The organism is Actinocorallia longicatena, assembly GCF_039534125.1.
In the GTDB taxonomy this organism is placed as follows: Bacteria; Actinomycetota; Actinomycetes; order Streptosporangiales; family Streptosporangiaceae; genus Actinocorallia; species Actinocorallia longicatena.
This window is the reverse complement of the sequence record NZ_BAAAUV010000002.1, coordinates 103287-124453: the sequence shown is the minus strand read 5'-3', so window position 1 is coordinate 124453 and position 21167 is coordinate 103287. Positions and strand designations below refer to the sequence as shown.

General features: G+C 71.4%; 19 protein-coding genes and 1 pseudogene. 6 read left to right on the top strand and 14 right to left on the bottom strand.

All coding sequences use genetic code 11. The features are described 5' to 3' along the window. Window positions 1-3: 3 nt before the first annotated feature. The 3 genes from ABD785_RS03540 to ABD785_RS03530 are packed head-to-tail and all read right to left on the bottom strand — an operon-like array spanning window position 4 to window position 3963. Window positions 4-1107 carry a GDSL-type esterase/lipase family protein gene (locus tag ABD785_RS03540; RefSeq protein WP_344822031.1) on the bottom strand — a complete coding sequence of 368 codons (1104 nt, stop codon included), beginning with the start codon at window positions 1105-1107 and terminating at the stop codon, window positions 4-6. Window positions 1108-1150: 43 nt separating this feature from the next. Then, window positions 1151-3352: a YhgE/Pip family protein gene (locus ABD785_RS03535; protein WP_344822029.1), complete on the bottom strand. Its 2202-nt coding sequence runs from the start codon at window positions 3350-3352 to the stop codon at window positions 1151-1153. Then, window positions 3349-3963, bottom strand: a complete 615-nt coding sequence (locus tag ABD785_RS03530; RefSeq protein WP_344822027.1) for an ATP-binding cassette domain-containing protein — start codon at window positions 3961-3963, stop codon at window positions 3349-3351. The genes ABD785_RS03535 and ABD785_RS03530 overlap by 4 nt, the downstream gene beginning before the upstream one ends. A gap of 178 nt (window positions 3964-4141) precedes the next feature. On the opposite strand from ABD785_RS03530, the gene ABD785_RS03525 reads away from it, so the two are divergent. Then, a complete protein-coding gene (locus ABD785_RS03525; RefSeq protein ID WP_344822025.1) occupies window positions 4142-4432 on the top strand; it encodes a hypothetical protein in 291 nt (96 codons plus the stop codon). Between the two features lie 33 nt (window positions 4433-4465). On the opposite strand, the gene ABD785_RS03520 is transcribed toward ABD785_RS03525, so the two are convergent. From ABD785_RS03520 to ABD785_RS03505, 4 genes are all read right to left on the bottom strand, one after another. Continuing rightward, window positions 4466-5074 (bottom strand): pyridoxamine 5'-phosphate oxidase family protein, encoded by a 609-nt coding sequence (locus tag ABD785_RS03520; RefSeq protein WP_344822023.1) that lies wholly within the window; start codon window positions 5072-5074, stop codon window positions 4466-4468. A gap of 75 nt (window positions 5075-5149) precedes the next feature. Further along, the gene (locus ABD785_RS03515) at window positions 5150-6640 is read right to left on the bottom strand and encodes a CoA-acylating methylmalonate-semialdehyde dehydrogenase (protein WP_344822021.1); all 1491 of its coding nucleotides are present in this window, start codon (window positions 6638-6640) and stop codon (window positions 5150-5152) included. Beyond that, window positions 6637-7920, bottom strand: a complete 1284-nt coding sequence (locus ABD785_RS03510) for an aspartate aminotransferase family protein (RefSeq protein ID WP_344822019.1) — start codon at window positions 7918-7920, stop codon at window positions 6637-6639. Before ABD785_RS03510 ends, ABD785_RS03515 begins: the two co-directional genes overlap by 4 nt. Before the next feature lie 69 nt (window positions 7921-7989). Continuing rightward, window positions 7990-8220 carry a 4a-hydroxytetrahydrobiopterin dehydratase gene (locus tag ABD785_RS03505; protein ID WP_344822017.1) on the bottom strand — a complete coding sequence of 77 codons (231 nt, stop codon included), beginning with the start codon at window positions 8218-8220 and terminating at the stop codon, window positions 7990-7992. Between the two features lie 35 nt (window positions 8221-8255). Here ABD785_RS03505 and ABD785_RS03500 point away from each other — a divergent pair, with 35 nt between their 5' ends. Further along, window positions 8256-9857, top strand: coding sequence for a PucR family transcriptional regulator (locus ABD785_RS03500; RefSeq protein WP_344822015.1), 1602 nt, complete (start codon window positions 8256-8258; stop codon window positions 9855-9857). Between the two features lie 187 nt (window positions 9858-10044). On the opposite strand, the gene ABD785_RS03495 is transcribed toward ABD785_RS03500, so the two are convergent. The 6 genes from ABD785_RS03495 to ABD785_RS03470 form a co-directional block, all read right to left on the bottom strand. Continuing rightward, window positions 10045-10764: a GntR family transcriptional regulator gene (locus tag ABD785_RS03495; RefSeq protein ID WP_344822013.1), complete on the bottom strand. Its 720-nt coding sequence runs from the start codon at window positions 10762-10764 to the stop codon at window positions 10045-10047. Next, window positions 10761-12170: a beta-N-acetylhexosaminidase gene (locus tag ABD785_RS03490; protein WP_344822011.1), complete on the bottom strand. Its 1410-nt coding sequence runs from the start codon at window positions 12168-12170 to the stop codon at window positions 10761-10763. The genes ABD785_RS03495 and ABD785_RS03490 overlap by 4 nt, the downstream gene beginning before the upstream one ends. Continuing rightward, window positions 12167-12982, bottom strand: coding sequence for a carbohydrate ABC transporter permease (locus ABD785_RS03485; protein WP_344822009.1), 816 nt, complete (start codon window positions 12980-12982; stop codon window positions 12167-12169). The genes ABD785_RS03490 and ABD785_RS03485 overlap by 4 nt, the downstream gene beginning before the upstream one ends. Then, window positions 12979-13884, bottom strand: a complete 906-nt coding sequence (locus tag ABD785_RS03480; protein WP_344822008.1) for a carbohydrate ABC transporter permease — start codon at window positions 13882-13884, stop codon at window positions 12979-12981. The genes ABD785_RS03485 and ABD785_RS03480 overlap by 4 nt, the downstream gene beginning before the upstream one ends. Then, window positions 13881-15158 carry an extracellular solute-binding protein gene (locus tag ABD785_RS03475; RefSeq protein ID WP_344822007.1) on the bottom strand — a complete coding sequence of 426 codons (1278 nt, stop codon included), beginning with the start codon at window positions 15156-15158 and terminating at the stop codon, window positions 13881-13883. The genes ABD785_RS03480 and ABD785_RS03475 overlap by 4 nt, the downstream gene beginning before the upstream one ends. Before the next feature lie 112 nt (window positions 15159-15270). Then, a complete protein-coding gene (locus tag ABD785_RS03470) occupies window positions 15271-16605 on the bottom strand; it encodes a CoA transferase (RefSeq protein WP_344822006.1) in 1335 nt (444 codons plus the stop codon). A gap of 144 nt (window positions 16606-16749) precedes the next feature. Between ABD785_RS03470 and ABD785_RS03465 the strand changes: the two genes are divergently transcribed. Further along, window positions 16750-18495, top strand: coding sequence for a hypothetical protein (locus ABD785_RS03465; protein ID WP_344822005.1), 1746 nt, complete (start codon window positions 16750-16752; stop codon window positions 18493-18495). Window positions 18496-18544: 49 nt separating this feature from the next. On the opposite strand, the pseudogene ABD785_RS03460 reads toward ABD785_RS03465, so the two are convergent. Next, window positions 18545-18685: pseudogene (locus ABD785_RS03460) on the bottom strand (carbohydrate ABC transporter permease); the annotation flags it as partial. A 36-nt stretch (window positions 18686-18721) separates the two neighbouring features. Between ABD785_RS03460 and ABD785_RS03455 the strand changes: the two are divergent. The 3 genes from ABD785_RS03455 (at window position 18722) to ABD785_RS03445 (ending at window position 21016) form a co-directional block, all read left to right on the top strand. Further along, window positions 18722-19279, top strand: a complete 558-nt coding sequence (locus ABD785_RS03455; protein ID WP_344822004.1) for a substrate-binding domain-containing protein — start codon at window positions 18722-18724, stop codon at window positions 19277-19279. A gap of 131 nt (window positions 19280-19410) precedes the next feature. Continuing rightward, a complete protein-coding gene (locus ABD785_RS03450) occupies window positions 19411-19701 on the top strand; it encodes a hypothetical protein (protein WP_344822002.1) in 291 nt (96 codons plus the stop codon). A gap of 160 nt (window positions 19702-19861) precedes the next feature. Further along, window positions 19862-21016, top strand: coding sequence for an extracellular solute-binding protein (locus ABD785_RS03445; RefSeq protein ID WP_344822000.1), 1155 nt, complete (start codon window positions 19862-19864; stop codon window positions 21014-21016). Window positions 21017-21167 lie beyond the last annotated feature (151 nt).

Sequence of the window (21167 nt, the reverse complement as noted above, 5' to 3'; positions counted from 1 at the left end):
CCCCTAGAGGGGGACCGCGGCGGCCATGGCGGCGGTGCCGGCGCCGTTGGGATGCAGGTGGTCGCCCTGGTCGTAGGCCGGGGCGAAGGCGCCGGGGTCGTCCGGGTCGGACAGGACCTCGGCGAGGTCGAGCAGCGGCAGGCCGCAGGCGCGGAGGCGCTCGTTGACCTCGGTGTGCACCGGGACGGCCTTCGCGGAGAAGTAGCCGGGGTGGGTGACGTCGCGGTACGGGGGGAGTGTGGCGAGGATCGGGGCCGCGCCCGCCTCGGTGGCCTGGGCGGCGAGGGAGAGCAGGCCCTCGACGATCTCGGCCGCGGAGTGCTTCGGCTGGTGGAACATGGCGGGCAGGCCCAGGTCGTTGATGCCGAGTTCGATGATGACGTGGGTGAGGCCCGGGACGCTCAGGGCGTCGCGGCGGAACCGGCGCAGTCCCGCCTGGCCGAAGCCGTCGCGCAGCAGGCGGTTGCCGCCGATGCCGAGGTTCAGCACGGCCGTCCCCAGCCGCCGCGACAGATGGTCGGGGTAGCGGAGGTTGGCGTTCGGGGCGGTGCCGGAGCCGTCGGTCAGGGAGTCGCCGAACGCGACGACGACCGGCTCGGCGCCGGGGTCGCGGAACAGGTCGACGCCGCCGACCCAGTTCAGGTTGAAGATCTTGCCGGGGGCGTCGAGGTCGCGGTCGGCGGTGGTGTCCCCGTCGGTGACGTAGCTGGTCTGCAGGGCGTCGGGATGGCCGGTGCACGGGCCGGACGGCCCGTCGACGTACAGGCTGACGGCCAGCTCGGCGTCGTCGGGAACGGCCAGCTCGAAGGCGTCGGTCAGCACCGCCCCGCCCGCCGGGACCACGACGCCCGGAGAGCCGTCGAACGTCACGGCCGTGTCCTCGCCCACCGAGCCCTTGCCGAGGTGCAGCCCCGCCCGGGCCGCGCCGAGCCGCAGCGGCCGCGTCCCGAACTGGTTGCTCAGCCGCAGCCGCAGCCGCTCACCGCCCCGGTGCAGGTGGACGATCTGCCGGACCGTCTGGTCGCGGAACTCGCGGGTTCCCGAATAGCTCAGCGCGTCAAAGGGGCTGACCATGGCGGCCCGGTGGCCAGCCGTCCACTTCTTCATGGTCCGCCATGAAATCAGAGCCCTGTTCCGTCCTCGACACCGCCTAGAGCTCCAGTTCGGGTTTCAGGCGGCCCATCGACCAGCGGCGCTGGTGGTGGACGACCAGGGTGAGGAGGGCGAGGGCGCCGCACAGGAAGAGGAACAGGACGACGGCGCACTGCCAGGTGATCGACGGGTTGCCGCCGGAGATCGTCACGCGGAGCGCCCGCACGAGGTAGGTCATCGGGATGAAGGCGTTGACGGTCTGGAACGGCTCGGGCAGCGTCTGGACCGGGTAGAGCCCGCCGCACGACACGAGCTGCACCATCAGCAGGACCAGGGCGACGGCGTCGCCGACCGCGCCGAAGGCCAGCCGGATCGTGTGCACGATCGCGCTGAACGCCGCGATGCCGAGGGCCATCAGGCCGAGCGTGCCCGGCAGGTTCACCGGGTCGAGGCCGAGCAGCAGGTCGACCGCCGCGAACAGCAGGCCCGCACCGGCCAGGCCCATCGCGATGACCGGGAACCAGGCCGAGAGCGCGACGGTCGGCGACGGCAGCCGGCTCGCGAGGATCCGGCCGGAGACGGGCTTGAGCAGCAGGAACGCCACGATGCCGAACACCCACAGGGCGATGGCGAAGAAGAACGGGGCGAGCCCGCGGCCGTAGAAGGTCGCCGGATGCGCGTTCACGGTCGAGATCTTCACCGGGTCCGCGAGGACGGCGGCGTCGGCGGTGCCGTAGGAGGGGATCTCGTCGGCGGCGGAGCCGAGCCGGTCGGCCAGCTCCCCGCCGCCCGCCTCCAGCCGTCCCGCGCCTTGGGAGAGCCGCCCGCTGCCGTCGGCGAGGGCTCCGGTGCCCCGGCGCAGCTCTCCGACGCCCTGCTGGAGGGCTGCGGTGCCCCTGTCGGCGGCGCGGATGCCGGTGGCCAGCGCCCTGGCGCCCTGGTCGAGCTCGGTGAGCTGCCCGGCGGCGGTGTTCAGCCGCCGCCGCAGGGCGGGGACCTCCCGGCGGAGCGCGCGGGCCTCGACGGCCACCTCGGTGACCTTGCCGTCGACCCTCACAGCGAGGTCGGCGATCTTGTTCGCGTCCCGGTCGAGGCGCTCGGCGAGGGCGAGCAGGTCCCGGTAGACCGGGTCGGTCCTGACCGTGTCGGGGAGGCGTTTGAGCAGGCCGGTGAGGGTCAGGTCGGCGAGCTCGGCGGCCCGGTGGACCCACGGGTAGGCGGCCAGGTTCCGCAGCGCGGGGTGCTCGGCGGCCAGCAGGTCCAGGCGAAGGACGAGGCGGCCCTCCCGGCGCTCGGCGGCGCGCAGGAGGTCGCGGTAGAGGGGATCGCTCCTGATCTCCGCGGGGAGGGTGCGGAGCCAGGCGGTGACCTGGTCGCAGTACTCGGCGAAGGTCGTCGTCCCGGCGGCGGTGAGCTCGGACAGGCGGCCGGCGGTGGTCGTCACGGAGACGGCCTTGCCGGCGAGGCCCGGCAGCGCGGCCGACAGCCGGCGGGCGAGCGGCACCTCGATCTGGGCGATCTTCGAGACGCCGGCCGACACCTGGTCACCGCCGCCGACCAGACGGCGGGTGCCGTCCCTGAGCGTGCCCACACCGGTCTGGAGCCGGGCCTCGCCCGCGCCGAGCGTCCCGATGCCGCCGGTGAGCCGGTCGGCGCCGTCCCTGAGCTCGGCGGCGCCGTCCTGGAGCCGTCCCGCGCCGTCGGAGGCCTCGGTGAGGCCGCTGCGCAGCTCGCCGAGCCGCCCGATCGCCGCGGTGAAGTAGGCCTTGTCGGCCGCGGCGGCGATCTGCCGGGTCAGCTCGGACTGGATCGTCTCGGCCATGATGCCGACGAGGAAGTTGTTGCCGTCGTCGATCCTGATCTGCATCGCCGCCTGCTCGGGCGAGCCGGACGCCCCGCTGGACAGCAGGGAGCTGAAGTCGCGGGGGACGGTGATGACCGCGTAGTAGTCGCCTTCGGCGAGTCCCTCCTCCGCCCGTTCCGCTCCGACGAAGCGCCACCCGAGCAGCGGGTTCTTCTTCAGCTCCGCGACGAAGTCGGATCCGGCGTGGACCTCCTCGCCCGCGGCGGTGACCGTCTGGTCCTCGTTGACGACCGCGACCGGGACCCGGTCGAGCCGGCCGTAGGGGTCCCAGTTCGACCACAGGTAGACGGCCCCGTACATCAGCGGGACCGAGGCGAGGAAGACCAGGCCCGCGCGCTGGAGCGGGGTGCGGAAGCGCTTCAGCTCGTAGCGGGCCAGCCGCAGGGCGCGGATCACAGCCGCACCACCGTGTCGGCGACGCCCTCGGCCGGGTCGGGGTCGGTGGTCGCGGCGATGACGACGGTCCCGCCGTCGGCGGCGCGCCTGGCGGCCTGCCACAGCCTCCGCTGGCCCGCCGGCGGCGCCCCGTCGTCGAGATCGTCGAGCAGGACGACCGGGGTCCGCTCCATCAGGGCGAGGGCGAGCGCCAGCAGGGTCCGCCGCTCGGTGGCCATGCCGCCGACCCGCTCTCCGGCCTCGAAGCGGGTGCCGAGCCGTTCACAGGCCGTCCCGAAGGGTTCCCGGCCCTTCCCGGCGATGATGCTCCGCTCGTTCACATGGTCCCGGACGGTCAGCTCGTCCTCGGGCTCGGCCGCGCCGCCGATCCGGCCGACCGCGACGAGCCCGCGGATCCGGGGCGGCGACTTCTGCTCGCACACCCACAGGTCGCCCATCGAGGGCCGCATCCGCCCGCCCAGCGTCAGCAGGAACGACGAGCGGCCGGTGCCGCCCGCCCCGCCGACCGCGACCAGCTCCCCGGCCCCGGCCTCCAGCTCGATCCCGGAGAAGATCCAGCCGCGCCGTGTCCGCACGCCCAGCTCCTCGGCCACCACGACGGCACGCCCCACGGTTCCCCCTTCACCCCGAGGAGGCCACGATCCCGGTTCGCCGCCGGGCCGCGGGCCGGGAAGACGGGGCCTTTGCCCGGTCCTGCCCCGCCCGGGCACCGATCTTGAAGATGGTCTCTGGGTGAAATGTCGGACCCTCCCGTGAGAATGGCGGTCTGACCGTTCTTCGGGAGGGTTCGTGCCCAGTCCAAGAGCCACGCTGGCCGCCATCGCCGCCACCGCCCGCGACGCCTACGGCCCCGCGCACCACATGCGGGTCCGGGCGTCGGGGATCGTCCACGCCGTCACCCTCACCCGCTGGCTGGCGGGCGAGCTCCTGCCGGGCCCGGCCTGCATGGTCGGGGTCTCCGGCTGGGACCCCTACGCCGCCCACCCGGATCCGGGCGAGGTCACCTGCCGCCGCTGCCTGCGGCTGCGCACCCCCGAGCCGCCGGGCGTCGAGCAGCTCGAACTCTTCCCCGCCGCCTGAGCGCGGGGGATCCGCCCCGCGCGCCCGGCCTCCTCATCCCGCCGCGCGCAGGCGCGCGTTCTCGCGCTCCAGTTCCTCCACGCGGGTGCGGAGGGTGCCGAGAGCCTGCTCGACGGCGTCGCGGGGGAAGAGCTGCGGGATGTGCTGGGGGCAGTTCCAGTCGAAGCCCTCGACGTCGACGATCAGGGCGCGCTCGGGCCGTCCCGGGGAGCCCTCGGCGGTCAGCGCGGCCAGCAGGCCGGGATCGTCCTCGACGGCCCGCGCCCGGCCGAGGATCTTCAGCCGGGTCCGGTGGGCGTAGTCCATGAGGAACAGGGAGACCCGGTCGTCGTGGTCGAGGTTGCCGCGGGTGATGTACTGCCGGTTGCCGCGCAGGTCGGCGAAGCCGAGGGTGTGCTCGCCGAGGACCTTGAGGAACCCGGCGGGGCCGCCCCGGTGCTGGATGTAGGGCCAGCCGTTCTCGCCGACGGTCGCCAGGTAGAAGCTGTCGCGCTCCGCGATGAACTCCGCCTCGGCGGGCCCGATCGGATCGGCGGCCGCCGGTCCCTCCAGCATCCGCCCGTAGGCCCGGTCGCTGCCGTGCTCGTGCTGGTGACGCCGGACGGCGGGGGAGAAGGCGAGCTGCGCGAACCTGCGACTCATGACGGTCCTCTCTAACGGCTTATTCAAACATAAGCCGTTAGAGAGGCCCTTGATTCCCGCCGGAGGGCGGAACGGTCAGCCGTTGGTCGGGAAGCCCAGGTTGACGCCGCCGTGGGACGGGTCGAGCCAGCGGGCCGTCACGGCCTTGGTGCGGGTGTAGAAGTGGACGCCCTCGGTGCCGTGGGCGTGGGAGTCGCCGAACAGCGAGGCCTTCCAGCCGCCGAAGGAGTAGTAGGCCATCGGGACCGGGATGGGGACGTTGATGCCCACCATGCCGACCTCGACCTCGTTCTGGAAGCGCCGCGCGGCCCCTCCGTCGTTGGTGAAGATCGCGGTCCCGTTGCCGTAGGGGTTGGCGTCGATGAGGGCCATGCCCTCGTCGAAGGTGCTCACCCGGAGCACCGACAGGACGGGGCCGAAGATCTCGTCCTTGTAGCAGTCCATCTCGGCGGTGACGTTGTCGATCAGCGTGGGCCTGAGCCAGAAGCCGTCGCCCTGCGGGAGGCCCTCGCGGCCGTCGACGACGAGGTCGGCCCCCTGCTCGACCGACGAGGTCAGGTAGGTGGCGACCTTGTCGCGGTGGACCCCGGTGACCAGCGGGCCCATGTCGGAGGACGGGTCGTCGCCCGGCCCGGTCGTGAGTCCCTCGACCCGCTGCTTGATCTTGGCGACGAGCTCGTCGGCGATCGGCTCGACGGCCACCAGCGCCGAGATGGCCATGCAGCGCTCGCCCGCGGAGCCGAAGCCCGCGTTGACGGCGGCGTCGGCGGCCAGGTCGAGGTCGGCGTCCGGCAGGACCAGCATGTGGTTCTTGGCGCCGCCGAGGGCCTGGACGCGCTTGCCGTTGCGGGCAGCCGTCTCGTAGATGTAGTGGGCGATCGGGGTGGAGCCGACGAACGACACCGCCTTGACGTCCCGGTGCTCCAGCAGCCCGTCCACCGCGACCTTGTCGCCGTGCAGGACGTTGAACACGCCCTCGGGAAGGCCGGCCTCGGCCCACAGCTCCGCGATCTTGATGGCGGCGCTCGGGTCCTTCTCCGACGGCTTGAGCACGAAGGTGTTCCCGCACGCGATCGCGACGGGGAACATCCACATCGGCACCATCGCCGGGAAGTTGAACGGGGTGATGCCCGCGACCACGCCCAGCGGCTGGAGGATCGAGTAGGCGTCCACCCGGGTGGAGACGTTCTCGGAGAAGCCGCCCTTGAGCAGGTGCGGGATCCCGCAGGCGAACTCGACGACCTCGAGGCCGCGCGCGACCTCCCCCGCAGCGTCGGACTCGACCTTGCCGTGCTCCGAGGAGATGATCTTCGCGAGCTCGGCGGAGTCGCGGACCAGCAGCTCACGGAACGTGAACAGCACGTTCGCGCGCTTGGACAGGGAGGCGTCGCGCCAGGCGGGGAAGGCGGCCTTCGCGGCGGCGACGGCCTCGTCGATCTCGGTCCGGGAGGCGAAGTCGACGGTGCCGGAGACCTTGCCGGTGGCCGGGTTGTAGACGTCGCCTACCCGGTCGGACGTGCCGGTGAAGGGCTTGCCGCCGATCCAGTGGGTGATGTGCTTGGTCACGCGAGCGCCTTAAGGGAGTCGACGAGGATGGCCAGGCCCTCACGGGCCTCGGCCTCGGTCAGGGTGAGCGGGGGGGCCATGCGCATGACGTTGCCGTACAGGCCGCCCTTGCCGCCGAGGAGACCGCGACGCTTGGTCTCCTCCATCATCTTCGCGGCGAGCGCGGGCGCGGGAGTGCCGGTCTCCGCGTCGACGAGCTCGATGGCGAACATGAGGCCCTTGCCGCGGACGTCGCCGACGAACGGCAGGTCCCCGGCGGCCTCGCGCAGCCCCTCGATGATGATCCGGCCGGTGTGCGCGGCGTTGGCCTGGAGGTCGTGGTCGAGCACGTAGTCGAGGGTCGCGTTGGCGGCGGCCATCGAGATCGGGTTGCCGCCGAAGGTCGCCAGGCCGATCGCGTGCGGGGCGTCCATGAGGTCGCCGCGCGCCACGACGCCGCCGACGGCGTAGCCGTTGCCGAGGCCCTTGGCGAAGGTCATCGCGTCCGGGACCACGTCGTGGTTCTGGATGCCGAAGAAGCTCTGGCCGGTGCGGCCCCAGCCGGTCTGGACCTCGTCGGCGATGAACAGGATGCCGTGCTCGTCGAGGACCTCCTTGTAGGCGGCGAACAGGCCGTCGGGGGCCATCGTGAAGCCGCCGACGCCCTGGATCGGCTCGGCGATCAGGGCGGCGACGTCGCCGCCGGTCGCGGTCGCGAGCACATGGCGCAGGTCCTCGACGCAGACCTTGACGTAGTCGGAGTCCGACAGCCGGGCGAACTGCGGCAGATGCCGGTCGGCGCCGTGCAGGAAGTTGGTCGTGAACGGGCTGTAGCCGTTGTTCTTCCAGGCCCGGTTGGAGGTGACGGCCGTCGCGCCGAAGGACTTGCCGTGGTAGCTCTGGCGCATCGCCAGGACCTGGTTGCTCCTGCGGGCGTAGGTCGCCAGCAGGAGGGCCGCCTCGTTGGCCTCGGTGCCGGAGTTGGTGAAGAACACCTTCGCGTCCGGGATGCCGGACAGCCGGGCGATCTTCTCGGCGAGCTCCACCTGCCCCCGCAGGAGGTAGACGGTCGAGGTGTGCACGACACCGGTGGCGATCTGGCGTTCGACCGCCTCGCGGACCTCCGCGACGTCGTACCCGATCATGTTGGTCAGGATGCCCGCGAAGAAGTCGAGGTAGGAGTTGCCCTCGGCGTCGACGACGTGGTTGCCCTTGCCGCTGACGATCTCGATCGGCTGGTCGTAGTAGAGGGCCACCCAGTTGGGCATGACCGCCCGGTGGCGTGCGAGGAGTTCCGACATGGCCCTAAGTCTTTCCAGCTCAGCGTGGTGTAGGCCACTAGCGAAGTGTCGGCTATTTCAAGAATTGCTTTACACAGTGTTGAGGCGCTCGGCGAGGGCGAAGTCCTTCTCGGTGAGGCCGCCCGCGTCGTGCGTGGACAGGGTCAGGGTGACCCTGTTCCAGACGATGTGGAAGTCGGGGTGGTGGTTCGCCTCCTCGGCGACGGCCGCCACCTTGTTGACGAAGATCATGGCCTCCGCGAAGTCCTTGAAGACCCACTCCTGGATCAGTGCGTTGCCGGTCTCGGTCCAGCCGTCCATGTTTCCGCCTTTCCGGCGCATAGGATGCGCTCACAATGCTTCCCACCTTGGCCGACGTTCTCAGGCTCGACCCGGTGCGGCGCGGTCAGCCCCGTGTCGTGGCGGGCTCCGACCGTCTCGATTCCCGGGTTCGCTGGGTTCATGTCGCCGAGGTGACGGATGTCGCCCACCTTCTCAGAGGCGGCGAGCTCGTGCTCACCACCGGGATCGCCCTGCCCGACGAGGCCTCCCGGCTGCGCGAGTACGTCCGGAGCCTGGCCCAGGTGGGGGTCAGCGGCCTCATGGTCGAGCTCGGCCGCCGCTACAAGGGGGATCTTCCGCCCGCGCTGGTCGCCGCCGCCGAGAAGGAGGGCGTCCCGGTGATCATCTTGGGCCGGGAGACGCTCTTCGTCGACGTCACCGAGGCCGTCCACGCCCGGATCCTCGACGCCCAGCTCGAGGAGCTGCGGGCCTCGGAGCAGCTCCACGAGATCTTCACCCAGCTCTCGGTCGAGGGGGCGCCCCCGGCCGAGGTGATCCGCCAGGTCGCCTCGCTGGCGGGCCGTCCGGCCGTCCTGGAGAACCTCTCCCACCAGGTGCTGGCCGCCGACGCCGCGGGCCGTGACCCCGCCGAGCTGCTGAACTCCTGGGAGACCCGCTCCCGGGCCGTCCGGACCGAGATGCGCACCGCCTACGACGAGTCGGCGGGCTGGCTGGTGACGGTCGTCGGCGCCCGCGGCGAGGACTGGGGCCGGCTGATCATCCTTCCGGAGATCGCGCCGGGCCCCCGCGAGATCGTCCTGATCGAGCGGGCCGCGACCACCCTGGCCCTCGGCCGCCTGCTCGACCGGCACGAGGCCTCGCTCGAACGCCAGGCCCATGGGACGATCATCAGCGGAATTCTGGCCCACGCCTACTCCGACCCCCAGGAGGCCGCCGCCAGGGCCAGGGCGCTGGGCGTCCAGCTCTCCGGCCGCAGGCTCCTCGGGGTCGTGGTCCGCACCCGCGCCCACGCCGGACCCGAGCAGATCGCCGAGCTGGCCGAGGCGACCGCCGCCGCCGGCCGGGAGGCCAGCCTCGCCGCCCTGGTCGGGGTCCTGGACGAGGGCACCCCGCAGGCCCGCGTCGGCGTCCTGGCCAGCCTCCCCACCCGGGCCGACGCCGAGAACGCCCTCACCGAGATGGCCAAGGCCGTCCGCAGGCACAGCGCCGACGCGGTGATGGCGACCGGCTCGGTCGTGGAGTCCATCCGCGACGTCCGCCGGTCGTTCCTGGAGGCCGAGCAGGTCGCCGACGTCGCCGCCCAGGGCTCGGGGGACCGGCTCTACTACCGACTGCCCGACCTGCGCCTGCGCGGCCTGCTCCATCTCCTCCGCGACGACGCCAGGCTCCAGACCTTCGTCGAACGCGAGCTCGGGGCCCTGCTGGAGTACGACGCCCAGCGCGGCAGCGACCTGACCCGGATCCTCACCCTCTACCTGGACACGGGCCGGAACAAGGCGGTCGCCGCCCAGGCCGCCCATCTGTCCCGGCCCGCGTTCTACGAGCGGCTGCGCCGGATCGAGCGGGTCCTCGACACCGACCTCGACGACGTCGAGGCCTGCACGTCGCTGCACGTCGCCCTGCTGGCCCTCACCTCGGTCCGCCGTGACCTCTGAGCCCTGGACCTCACACGGCGCCCCTAGGGGCTGTTTCAAAGTCAACTGCCCTACTGCGCGGCGCCCAGGCACGCACCTCGCGAGGTTGTCGTCGGTCGCCGACCCAACCAGGTCGACTCCCTCCTCCGCCCCCGCGAGGCACGCACCTGGACGCCGCTCGCCACGGGCGCCGACTTTGAAACAGCCCCTAGCCCGACGTGGTGTCGAACTTGAGGTGTGAGGTCACCCGGTACCGGTCGCCCCGGTAGATCGACCGGGTGAACTCGCAGGTCCGCCCGGTGGTGTCCTTCGTGGTGCGCTCGACCAGCAGGGCCGGGGCGTGCAGCGGGACGTGCAGCAGCGCCGACTCCTCGGCGTCGGTGACGGTCGGCTCGACCGTCTGGACGGCGTCGGAGACCGTGACGTCGAAGTTCGTGCGCAGCAGCTGGTAGAAGTTGCCCTCCTCCATGTCGCCTGGCACGAGCTCGCGGACCAGGTTGTAGGGCACGTGGATGCGCTCTATCGAGATCGGCTCGTCGTCCACCGAGCGCAGCCGGACGATCCGCAGCACCGGCTCCGACGGCGAGAGCTGGAGCTTGGCCCCCATCGGCGCCCCCGCGGGGAAGGTCTCGAACTCCAGCACCTTGCTGATCCAGTTGCCCTCGGCCGGCGGCACCGCGAACGCGTTGGAGGAGGTGCCGGACAGCTGCTGGTTGACCTTGTTCGGGCTGGTGAAGGTGCCTCTGCCGTGCTGGCGGACCAGCAGGCCCGCCTGGGTCAGGTCCTCGATCGCCGCGCGCAGGGTCGGCCGCGAGACCCCCAGCTCCTGGGCCAGATCGCGCTCCGCGGGCAGCGGGGTGCCGGGACCGAACTGCTCGATCAGGTCCAGGAGGTAGTCGCGGACGCGGTCGCGTTTCAGGGCGGTCATGCGGGCACCTCGCCGTGCGGGACGCCCAGCCGGGCCAGGTGCGGGCCGACCCGGGCGGTGAACTCGGCGAAGTCGCGCGGCCGCGACGACCAGGCGATCTCGGCGAGCGCGCACAGCCGGGGATAGGCCAGGTACTCGACCTCGGCGGGGGTCGCGGCGAACTCGGTCCACAGCTGGGCCTGGGTGCCGAGGACCGGCCCTGGCTCGAAGTGGTACACGTCCGAGAGGGTGATGATCTCGCCTTCCTGGCCTAGCGGTTCGTGGGGACTGTCGGTCTGAGGGTAGTCCAGATAGGTCCACCGGTAGGGAGTCATGATCACTTCATGGCCGCGTGCGGACGCCCGTGCCGCATGGGCCGGATCACGCCAGGCCATGACGACCGTCTCGGGCGGGATCGCATCGGAATCTCCGGCCTCGTCCCAGCAGACGGCCCGGCGGCCGTGCGCGGACAGGAACCTGGCCATCTCGCCCAGGAACCAGCCGTGGAGCTGGGAGGGACCCTCCAGCCCGAGTTCCAGGGAACGTTCCCTGGCGACGGAGCTGTTCTCCCACTGCAGGGTGGGCACCTCGTCCCCGCCGAGATGGATGTCGGCCGACGGGAACACCTTCATGGTCTGGCGCAGCACCTCCCTGCAGAACTCCAGGGTCTCCTCCTGGACCCCGAAGACGTGCTCGCTGACGCCCCAGCCCGTCCAGACCGGAAGGGGCCGGTCGGCGCGGTTGCCCAGCTCGGGATAGGCGGCCAGCGCGGCCCGCGCGTGGCCCGGCATCTCGATCTCCGGGACGACCCGCACGCCCCGCGCCGCCGCGAACCGCACCAGGGCCGACAGCTCGGACTGGGTGTAGAAACCGCCGTGCGGAGTGCCGTCGAAGGCGACCGAACCGGCCCGCCCGACCATGCTCTCGCTGCGCCAGGCGCCGATCGAGGTGAGGCGCGGATAGCCGTCGATCTCCATCCGCCAGCCCTGGTCGTCGGTGAGATGGAGATGCAGGACGTTCAGCTTGTGGAAGGCGAGCTGGTCGACGAAACGGAAGACGAAGTCAAGCGGCATGTAGTGACGGGCGACGTCGAGCAGGACGCCGCGCCAGGCGTAGCGGGGAACATCGGTGATCTCCACGCAGGGCACCCGGCCGTCGGGGCCGAGGAGCTGGCGGAGGGTCTGCACGCCGGACAGCAGCCCGGGCGTCCCCCGCGCCGTCAGCACGATCTCCTCGGGGGAGACCGTGAGGGCGTACCCGTCGTCGTCGCGGTCGCCGAGGAGCAGCCGCACCGGGGTGCGCCCCTCCCCGAAGTACTCCACCAGCAGGGCGGCGACGTCGCGGTCGCCCGTCACCGCCACCCCGTCGAGCTCCAGCGAGCCCTGCAGTTCCCGGATCTCGCCGGGAAACGGAACCAGATTGATCATCCCTTGACCGCCCCCGAGGTCATTCCGGCGACGAGCCGTCGCTGGATCACCATGAAGAAAATGACGACCGGCAGCGTGAACAGGGTCGAACCGGCGATGAGGCCGCCGTAGTCCGTGCCGGTGTTGGAGGAGAAGGAGACCAGCCACAGCGGAAGGGTGTAGTTGGCCTGGTCCTTCATCATCACGTAGGCGTAGATGTAGTCGTTCCAGGCGGTGATGAACGCGAACACGCTGGTCGCGATCAGCCCCGGCATGACGAGCGGCAGCAGCACCCTGCGGATCACCGTGGCGCGTCCGGCGCCGTCGACCATCGCCGCCTCCTCCAGCTCGATCGGGATGCCGTGCATGAAGCCGCGGAGCGTCCAGATCGTGAAGGGCAGGACGAACGCCACGTAGGTGAGCGTCAGCCCGGCGAGGTTGTCGAGCAGGTCGAGGTTCTTCATCCCGAGGAAGAGCGGGATGACCAGCGCGGGCTGCGGGATCATCTGGACGAAGACGACGCCGAGCAGGAAGCCGCGCCGGCCCCGGAACCGGAACCGGGTGAGCGCGGTCGCCGCGAGGAAGGCCACGACGATCGACAGCGCGACCACCGACGAGGCGACGATCAGGCTGTTGAGCAGGTAGTCCCAGAAGTGCGGCTTGTTCAGCGCCGAGGAGAAGTTGCCGAAGCTGAGCGGCCACGGCAGGAAGTCGGGGCTGGTGTCGAGGATCTCCCCGTACGGCTTGAACGCCGTGGTGACCATCCAGTAGACGGGGAACGCCCAGACCACGCAGAAGACGACGGCCGTCCCGTTCAACAGGAAACGCTTCACAGTTCCTCCCCGGAGCGGACGAGGCGCCGCACGTAGTAGGCGGTGAGGCCCATCAGCAGCACCACGGCGACGACGGCGATGGCCGCGCCCTGGCCGTAGGCGTTGCCGCTGAAGGCCTTGGTGAACGACAGGATGCTGAGGGTGGTGGTCCCGCCCTGCGGACCGCCGCGGGTGAGGATCCACAGCTGGTTGAAGACGTTGAAGTCCCAGATCACCGAGAGGATCGTCACGAGCAGCAGGATCGGCCGCAGGAACGGCAGCGTGATCGCGCGAAAGGCCTGGACGGGCCCCGCGCCGTCGATCGCGACGGCCTCGTAGTACTCGCGCGGGATCTGCGACAGCCCCGCGTAGAGGGTGAGGGCCACGAACGGCACCGACTGCCAGACCACCAGCAGCCACACGATCGAGAACGCCGACAGCGGGGTGGCGAGCCAGTCGTGCTGGCCCGCGCCGAGCGCCCAGTTGACCACTCCGTACAGCGGCTGGAACAGCCACTGCCAGATCAGGGTCGCCGCGACGCTCGGCACGGCCCACGCGGTGATCAGCACCAGCGTGACGGCGGTCCGCATCCTCTTGCCGAGCCTGACCATCATGAGAGCGACGCCCATGCCGATCGCCAGGGTCCCGGCGACGAGGGCGGCGCAGAAGACGATCGTGCGGACCAGGACGGGCAGGAACTCGTCGTCGGTGGCGAGCTCGGAGTAGTTGTCGGCCCCGACCCATTCGGCCGTCCCGGTGAACAGGGCGCGCAGCCCGAAGTCCTGGAACGACAGGACGAGCAGCTTCACCAGCGGGTATCCGAGGATCAGCGCGAACAGCACCGCGGCCGGGGCGAGCAGCAGATAGGGGACGCCCGACCCCGGCTTGCGCAGCCGGGACGGGCGTCGGTGGAGAACGGTCATGAGGCGTTGAGCGCCGTGTTCAGGTGCTCGTCGAAGGCCTTCGCGGCGTCGGCGACGGACTTGCGGCCGGTCGCGATGTCGGCGAAGAAGGTCGAGAGCGACTGGTCGGTCTCGATGGTCGCCCAGCCCGGGGTCGCCGGGGTCGCGACGCTGTTCTTGGCGGCCTGGACGAACGCCTGCGAGGTGTCGGGGAGCCCGCCGGAGACCTGCTCGATGAGCTCGGTCGAGACCGGGGTCCAGCCGTCCAGGCCGACGATCGCCGACTTCTGGACGTCGGCGCTGGCGGCGGTCTTCAGGTAGGTGACGGCCAGGTCGGCGTCCTTGCTCTTGACCGGGACGGCCAGGTCGGTGCCGCCGAGGAAGACCGGCTGGGTCCTGCCGTCGGTCGCCGAGGGGAACGGGAAGGTCCCGATCTTGTCCTTGAGCTCCGGTTTGTTCTTGAGGATGGTCTTGACGCTGGAGTCGACGACGGCGCTGACCTTGCCGTCGGCGAACAGCGCGGCCTGGTCGGGGGCGCGGTTGGTGACGTTGCGGGAGGCCGGGACGGAGTACTTGTTCTGGAAGGCCTTCCACGCCTCCAGCCCCTTGATCGACTCGGGGGAGGAGAGCTTGCCCGCCCACTTGCCGCCCTCCTGGACGGCGAGCCGGCCGCCCGCGTCCCAGAGGAACTGGACGGCGCCGAACCAGTACTGGCCGGGGACGTAGAAGGGGGAGAAGTCCTTGCCGGTGTTCTTGGCCTTGACCTTGTCGAGGGCCGCGGTGAGCTCGGCGAACGTCTTCGGTGCGGCGGTGACCCCGGCCTTGGCCCAGATCTCCTTGTTGTAGACGACGGCGCGGTTGCCGGCGAACAGCGGGGCGGCGTACAGCTTGCCGTCGACCGTCGCGGGACCGGCCAGGCCGGGCAGCCAGGTCTGACCACCGGTCAGCTCGGCCTGCTTGCCGGTCAGGTCGAGCAGGCCGCCGCTGGCCGCGAACAGCGGGACGTTGGTGTTGCCGATCGCGACGACGTCCGGAGGGTCGTTCTGGGCCAGCGCGGTGCTGATCTTGGTGTTGATCTCGTCCCACTGCTGGATCTGCAGGTCGACCTTGGCCCCGGTGTCCTTGGTGAACTTGTCGTTGATGGCGGCGACGGCGCCGTCCGACAGGTCGCCCTCCATCATCCAGACGGTGAGGGTGCGGGGGCCTTCGGTCTTCTTGTCGTCGTCTCCGCCGCACGCGGTGGCCGACACGGCCAGCGCGGACACGGCGAGCGCTGCGAGAATGCGGCGCGTCATGGGAACCTCCGGGGGGATCGAGGAGAACTGCCCGGAAGATTCGCACCTAACCAGTGGTCAGGTCAATATGTGACCACTGGTTATTTTTCCTTTTCGCTCTGGCCGGAGTGGTTCAGATCCATACGGGGAGTGCGCTCCCGTCGATGGCGGGCGCCAGGTCCCAGGAGGGGAGGAGCCCGGAGGCGGTGCCGGGCGGGAGGACGAAGGAGAGCACTCCGTGCGGGGTGTTGACCGCCGCGATCAGGTCGTCGTCGGGGTCCTGGCCGGCTCCGGGGGTCACCCGGCCGAGCGAGTCGAGCCAGCGGGCCGTCCCGGCCAGGGAGACCGAGCCGTGCCAAGAGCCGCCGGACTCGGCCCGGTGGACCAGCCCGCTGATCGCCGCGAACGCCCCCAGGTAGCCGGTCGCGTGGTCGAGCCCCTGGCAGGGCAGCGGGACGGGACGGTCGCTGCCGGCGAACCGCATCCCCTCCTCGGCTATACCAGTGGTCATCTGGACGAGGCTGTCGAAGCCGCGGCGTCCGGCCCACGGGCCCTCCGGCTCGTAGGCCGAGACGTCGACCGTCACGAGGGAGGGGTTGAGGGCCTTCAGGTCGTCGCGGCCGAAACCGAGCCCGGACAGCGCGCCGGGACGGTAGCCCTGGATGAGGACGTCGGCGGTGGCCGCGAGCTCGCGCAGCGCCGCCCGGCCCTCGGCCGAGCGCAGGTCGAGATGGCAGGACCGCTTGCCGAAACCCATGTCGAGGACCAGGCCGGGCACCTCCGGCACGTGCGCGGCGCCGATGCGCAGGACCTGGGCGCCGTGCGCCGCGAGCGTCCGGGTGGCGACCGGGCCCGCGATCACCCGGGTCAGGTCCAGGACCCGCACGCCCTCCAGCGGGCGCGCCGCCGGTGCGAGCGGCACCACGGGGCCCTCGCCCGTCCGCGTGAGCCGGACCAGCGGCCCGTGCGGGAAGCCCGCCCACGGCGACCGGGTCCGCAGCGCGCCGGCCGCGCCGCCCGCGGCGAGCACCGCCTCCTCGACGGCCACCGCGGGCATCAGCCCGCACGCCGCCGCCACCGAGTCGCGGGTGGGCGCCGTCAGCAGGGCCCGCAGGACCGCGTCCCGGTGATGGTCGAAGTTGCAGTGCAGCCGCACCCAGCCGCCGTCGCCGGTCGCGTAGTCGCCGGAGAGGTCCGCCCACAGGTCGAGCTCGCTGCCCGCGACCTTGAACAGCCGCTCGGAGACGAAGGCCATCCCGACGTGGCCGAGGTCGATCGAGGCCCGCGCGGCGGGGCCGCCGCGCGCCTGCCACAGCCGGGCGGCGGCGGCCGTCGCGGCCCCGACACTCGCACCCGCCATGACGTCGACCCGGAAGACCGAGGGCAGCCCCGCCTTCCCGGTGACCTCCAGGGGCACGGCCGCAATCCCGACGTCCCCCAGCAGGCCCGCGACGCTCTCCTCGATCACACTCCCCACTCAACCCCACCGAACCGGGGCAGTCGAGGTGACGTGCGCCACGGCTTCGCCCTTCACCGGGCGCCACGCCCGGAGGGTGCTGTACGCGAGGGGGAACGCTAACTACGGTCCGCACTCGTGGAGACACTCACTGTTGTGCGGCCGAGATCCGCGGAGGCATCGCCGACCCCGGCCGGGACCATGGCCTGGTGGCCCTATCTGCTGGTCGGAGGGCTGCTCGGGCAGTTCCTGCTGAGACTGCTGCTGTCGGCGGGGCGCACGGTCCCGACGATGATCCCCGACGAGACCGGCTATCTGCTCGCGGGCCGGCTGCTGTCGGGGGGCGCCGCGGGCGACCTTTCGGGACGGACCTTCTACCAGGCCGGGTACGGGCTGTTCATCGCGCCCGTCACCTGGTTCACCTCCGAACCCGACGCGGTGTACCGAAGCGTCATCGGGATCAACGCGCTCCTGGGCGGGGTCCTGTTCCTGCTGATGTTCGGGCTGATGCGGCGCATGGGGCTGGCACGGTGGCCCGCCTACGGCATGGCGCACGCGGGCGCGCTCCTGCCGGGGATGGTGTACTGGTCGCAGTTCGCCTTGAGCGACACGCTCCTGACGGTGGTCGTCACCGGATGGCTGCTGGCCGCCCACTCCTGGCTGAGGTCGGGGCGGGCCGGATACGGGGTCGCGGCCGGGCTGGCCGCCGCCTACGCCTCGGCCGTGCACAGCCGGGGGGCCGCGGTGTTCGCCGTGCACATGGCGCTGGTCTCCCTCGTGCTGTGGCGGCGGAGGCCCGCGCTCGGAAGGTGGGGCGCCGCGGCGCTGGCACCGCTCGCGGCGGCGGCGGCCGGCCGGCTGCTCAACCACTGGGTCGAGGGGAAGATCTATCCGGCGGGGGCGTACTCGTTCCTGGGCTTCGTCGGCGACCGGCTGACCTCACTGTCGGGCTACGCCTGGACGGGGTCCCTGGTCGCGGGGAAGCTCTGGTACCTGTCGGTCTCCGGCTGGGGGCTGTGCACGCTGGGGATCCTCGTGCTGGCGGCCGTCGCGGGGCGTCGCGGGGCGGACTGGGCCGACCGCGTGACGGCCGCCGCCGTGCTCGTGACCACCGCGGTGATCGCCGTGGGGATGTCGATGGCGCTGCCGGACGAGGGGACCATGGGCAACTACGCCTACGGGCGCTACCTGCTGCCGCTGATGCCGGTCCTGTTCGCGGCGGGGGCCACCGCCCTGGTCAAGGCGCCGGTGCCCGTCCTGGGCAGGGCCGTGCTGGGGCTGGCCGCCGCGACGGCCGCCGCGCTCGGGATCGTCTGGCTGTACGCGGGGGACGCCCTGGCCACACGGAGCTACAGCACCTACGACTTCCCCGAGATGGCGTTCCTGAGCGGCGAGTGGGACGGGCTGCCGATGTGGCCGGCGACCTGGACGGCGCTCCTGGTGTTCGGGCTGCTGGTCGCCGCCCGGATCGCCTTCGCCCGGCGCGGGACCGTCGCGGTGTGCGCGGGCGGGCTGTGCGTGCTGTCGATCGTGATGACGGCGGTCGTCGACCGGAAGATCACCGAGCCGTGGAACGGAAGGCTCGCGGAGGCGACCTCGCTGCACACGGTAGGGCTCACCGCGCAGGACCGGGTGGCGATGGTCTATCCGGGCATGCCCTGGCGGATCTGGACCTCGCACGCCTTCCAGGCGCGGAACGGGCTGACCCCCTTCGACCCCGGCTATGCGGGGCCGCCCGCCCCCGGCATCTCACTGATCATCATTCCGTGGGACCAGAAGAGCGATCCCCGCGGGACCTGGCCCGCCAGGAGCCCCGGCTGGTATCTGGCGGCGGTCAAGCCGAGCTACCTGGGCGGCTGGGTGGCCTGGCGGCCCGGTACGGCGGGAGCGCCGGCACGCTGACCGGGCTCCGCCCGTCCGGGACCCGCCGTGTTCCGATCTCGCGTCCTGCCCCTTTGACGCTCCCCGCCGGCAGCCCGCGCACGAAGTGGCGCTGCATGGACAGGAAGACGATGACGGGAATGATGATCGAGACGAAGGCGCCGGCGGTCAGGCGCTGCCACTCGTTCCCGCGGGTGGTGAACGGTTCGGCGGGCGTCACGCCCGAGGTGCGGGCCGCGGTGTCCCGGTGGTCGTCTCGGGACGGCCGCTGACCCCCTCGGACCTGCCCTACGTGGACACCGACAACGCCGGCGGGGCGGAGCTCGCGGTCCGGCACCTGCTGTCGCTGGGACGCCGCCGGATCGCCACGATCGCCGGTCCCCAGGACATGGTCGCGGGAATAGACAGGCTGGCCGGTTATAGGCGCGCTTTGAACGATTCAGACCTGCGTTCTCTCATTACCACCGGGGATTTCACCCGCGATTCGGGACTGGACGCGATGCGTCAGCTTCTGCGTGACGATCCGGAAATCGACGCGGTATTCGCGGCGTCCGATCTGATGGCCCTGGGAGCGTTGCAAGCGCTCCGGGCCGCCGGTCGCAGAGTACCCGAGGACGTCGCCGTGATCGGCTTCGACGACGCTCCCGCGGCGGCCTGCTCCGAGCCCCCGCTGAGCACGGTTCGCCAGCCCATCGCCGCCATGGGCCGGGAACCGGCCCGGATGGTGTTGCGCCTGAGCGCCGGTGAGCCGGTGGAGTCCCCCGTGGTCTTCCCGACCGAATTGGTGCTCCGGGATACCGCCTAGAAAAGGAATCGTCGCCATTCACTTCAGGTAAGTCGTTTTCGCGTAGCCAAGCCATTTCGGGAACATTCCTACAAGCCTTGACCCGAATTGTTTTGCTCGGCACACTCGAAAAGACCCTGAAGGGAGGCGAGATGTCGGAAGAAGATCACGCTACCGAACTCTCCTTCCTGACCAGGCGTTATCCGGACTGGACCATCTGGTTCGGGCCCTCGACGAAACACTGGTGGGCGCTCCCGCCGCGCGACCACGACATCGGCGATTTCGTCGAGGCGGAGACCGTCCAGCACCTCGTCGTCCACATCGAATCGATCCGCACCAAGCCCCCGGCGCACCGGGACGACCCGTCGAGCATCCTCCGGCTCGGCGCGCCCCCGATCCGCCGGGTGCCGTTGGCGACCCGGCCGGGTGACCCTGCAAGGTGACCCGCTGTTCCCCAGCCCGGCCCCGCCGCCCTCGGCTACCTACGACCCCGGAAGAGTGACAGGCGTCCGCATTCACCCTCCAGCACCCTCCGTGTGAGAATGCCTTCGCCCTGGCAACCCCGCCGCTCTTCCGGGGTCGTTCTCGATATCCTGCCGGTCTATGACTTTTCTCAGGGCCGCTGCGGCCGCCTCGCTGGCCCTGACGCTCCTCGCCGGATGCAGTGACGACCCCGCTCCGGTCCCCAAGGTCGACCCGGTCCGCACCGCCGGAGCCGGTGAGGGCGCCGTCAGCCTGGTCGCCCCGTCCGGGCTGGTCGAGGGCGGCGGGATCGACCAGTCCATCGACTGGGTGAAGCCGTTCGAGGAGAAGACCGGCTGCCAGGCCACCGTCCGGCTCGCCGGCAGCGGCCAGGAGGCCTACGACCTGATGGCCAGGGGCGGCTACGACGGCGGGCTCGTGCCCCCGGAGTTCGCCGGGCGCCTGTTCGCCGAGAAGCGGATCGCCGCGATCAACACCCGGCTCGTCTCCGGATTCAAGGGCCTGGACGCCCGTTTCCGGGGCCTGGTGAAGAAGGACGACGCGACCTTCGGCGTCCCGTACGTGTGGGGGGCGAACCTGCTCGCCTACGACCCGGCCCGCACCTCCGCGCCCGGCTCGTGGGGCGCGGTCTTCGACCCGGCCGAGAGCAAGGACTACAAGGGCGAGATCCTCTGGCGGGACTCCCCGCTGACGCTCGGCGACGCCGCCCTCTACCTGAAGGCCCGCAAGCGGTCGCTCAAGATCAAGAATCCGTTCGAGCTGACGGCCGTCCAGCTCGAGGCCGCCGCCGAGCTCCTGCGCAAGCAGCGGCCGAACGTCAGGGAGCTGTGGCGGGAGCCGTCGACCGCGATCGAGGTCTTCACCGCCAAGGACGCCGTGGTCGGCCAGGGCTCGGCCTACGAGGTCGACACCCTGACCCGGGCGGGCCGCCCGCTGACCGCCGCCTCGCCCAAGGAGGGCGAGACCGCCTGGCTGGACTCCTGGACGGTCGCCGCCCAGCCCGCCCACCCCAACTGCATGTACCAGTGGCTCGACTGGACCCTCACCGCCGACGTCCAGGCGCAGGTGGCGTCCTGGGCGGGGGTCGCGCCCGTGAACGAGGAGGCGTGCGGCCTGCTGCGGGCGGGCTTCTGCGCCGCCCACCGGGTCGGCGACCGGGGCTATCTGGAGCGCCTGAACTTCGTCACCCCGCCGATGGTGGACTGTGGGGACGGCGGTAAGTGCGCCGGCTGGACGGAGTGGCAGACGGCCTGGACGACCGTCGTCGGGAAATGAGAAGCGGGTCCGACCGCCCCCAGTCAGACCCGCTTCCGGACGCGCAGGGCGAACATCGCCGCTCGCATCCCTTTTGTGGGAGACGGGGCCCTGAACTAACCCCCCGAAAGCTCAGGGCCCCGTCTTATCCTGTGAGGTTCTCTCACCCCCG

What these genes read in the sequence shown, in the direction of transcription:
- ABD785_RS03445 (WP_344822000.1), top strand. Translation starts at nt 19,862, where the DNA reads ATGACTTTTCTCAGGGCCGCTGCGGCCGCCTCGCTGGCCCTGACGCTC.
- ABD785_RS03490 (WP_344822011.1), bottom strand. Translation starts at nt 12,170, where the DNA reads ATGATCAATCTGGTTCCGTTTCCCGGCGAGATCCGGGAACTGCAGGGC.
- ABD785_RS03510 (WP_344822019.1), bottom strand. Translation starts at nt 7,920, where the DNA reads ATGTCGGAACTCCTCGCACGCCACCGGGCGGTCATGCCCAACTGGGTG.
- ABD785_RS03450 (WP_344822002.1), top strand. Translation starts at nt 19,411, where the DNA reads ATGTCGGAAGAAGATCACGCTACCGAACTCTCCTTCCTGACCAGGCGT.
- ABD785_RS03495 (WP_344822013.1), bottom strand. Translation starts at nt 10,764, where the DNA reads ATGACCGCCCTGAAACGCGACCGCGTCCGCGACTACCTCCTGGACCTG.
- ABD785_RS03480 (WP_344822008.1), bottom strand. Translation starts at nt 13,884, where the DNA reads ATGACCGTTCTCCACCGACGCCCGTCCCGGCTGCGCAAGCCGGGGTCG.
- ABD785_RS03505 (WP_344822017.1), bottom strand. Translation starts at nt 8,220, where the DNA reads ATGGACGGCTGGACCGAGACCGGCAACGCACTGATCCAGGAGTGGGTC.
- ABD785_RS03520 (WP_344822023.1), bottom strand. Translation starts at nt 5,074, where the DNA reads ATGAGTCGCAGGTTCGCGCAGCTCGCCTTCTCCCCCGCCGTCCGGCGT.
- ABD785_RS03500 (WP_344822015.1), top strand. Translation starts at nt 8,256, where the DNA reads ATGCTTCCCACCTTGGCCGACGTTCTCAGGCTCGACCCGGTGCGGCGC.
- ABD785_RS03475 (WP_344822007.1), bottom strand. Translation starts at nt 15,158, where the DNA reads ATGACGCGCCGCATTCTCGCAGCGCTCGCCGTGTCCGCGCTGGCCGTG.
- ABD785_RS03540 (WP_344822031.1), bottom strand. Translation starts at nt 1,107, where the DNA reads ATGAAGAAGTGGACGGCTGGCCACCGGGCCGCCATGGTCAGCCCCTTT.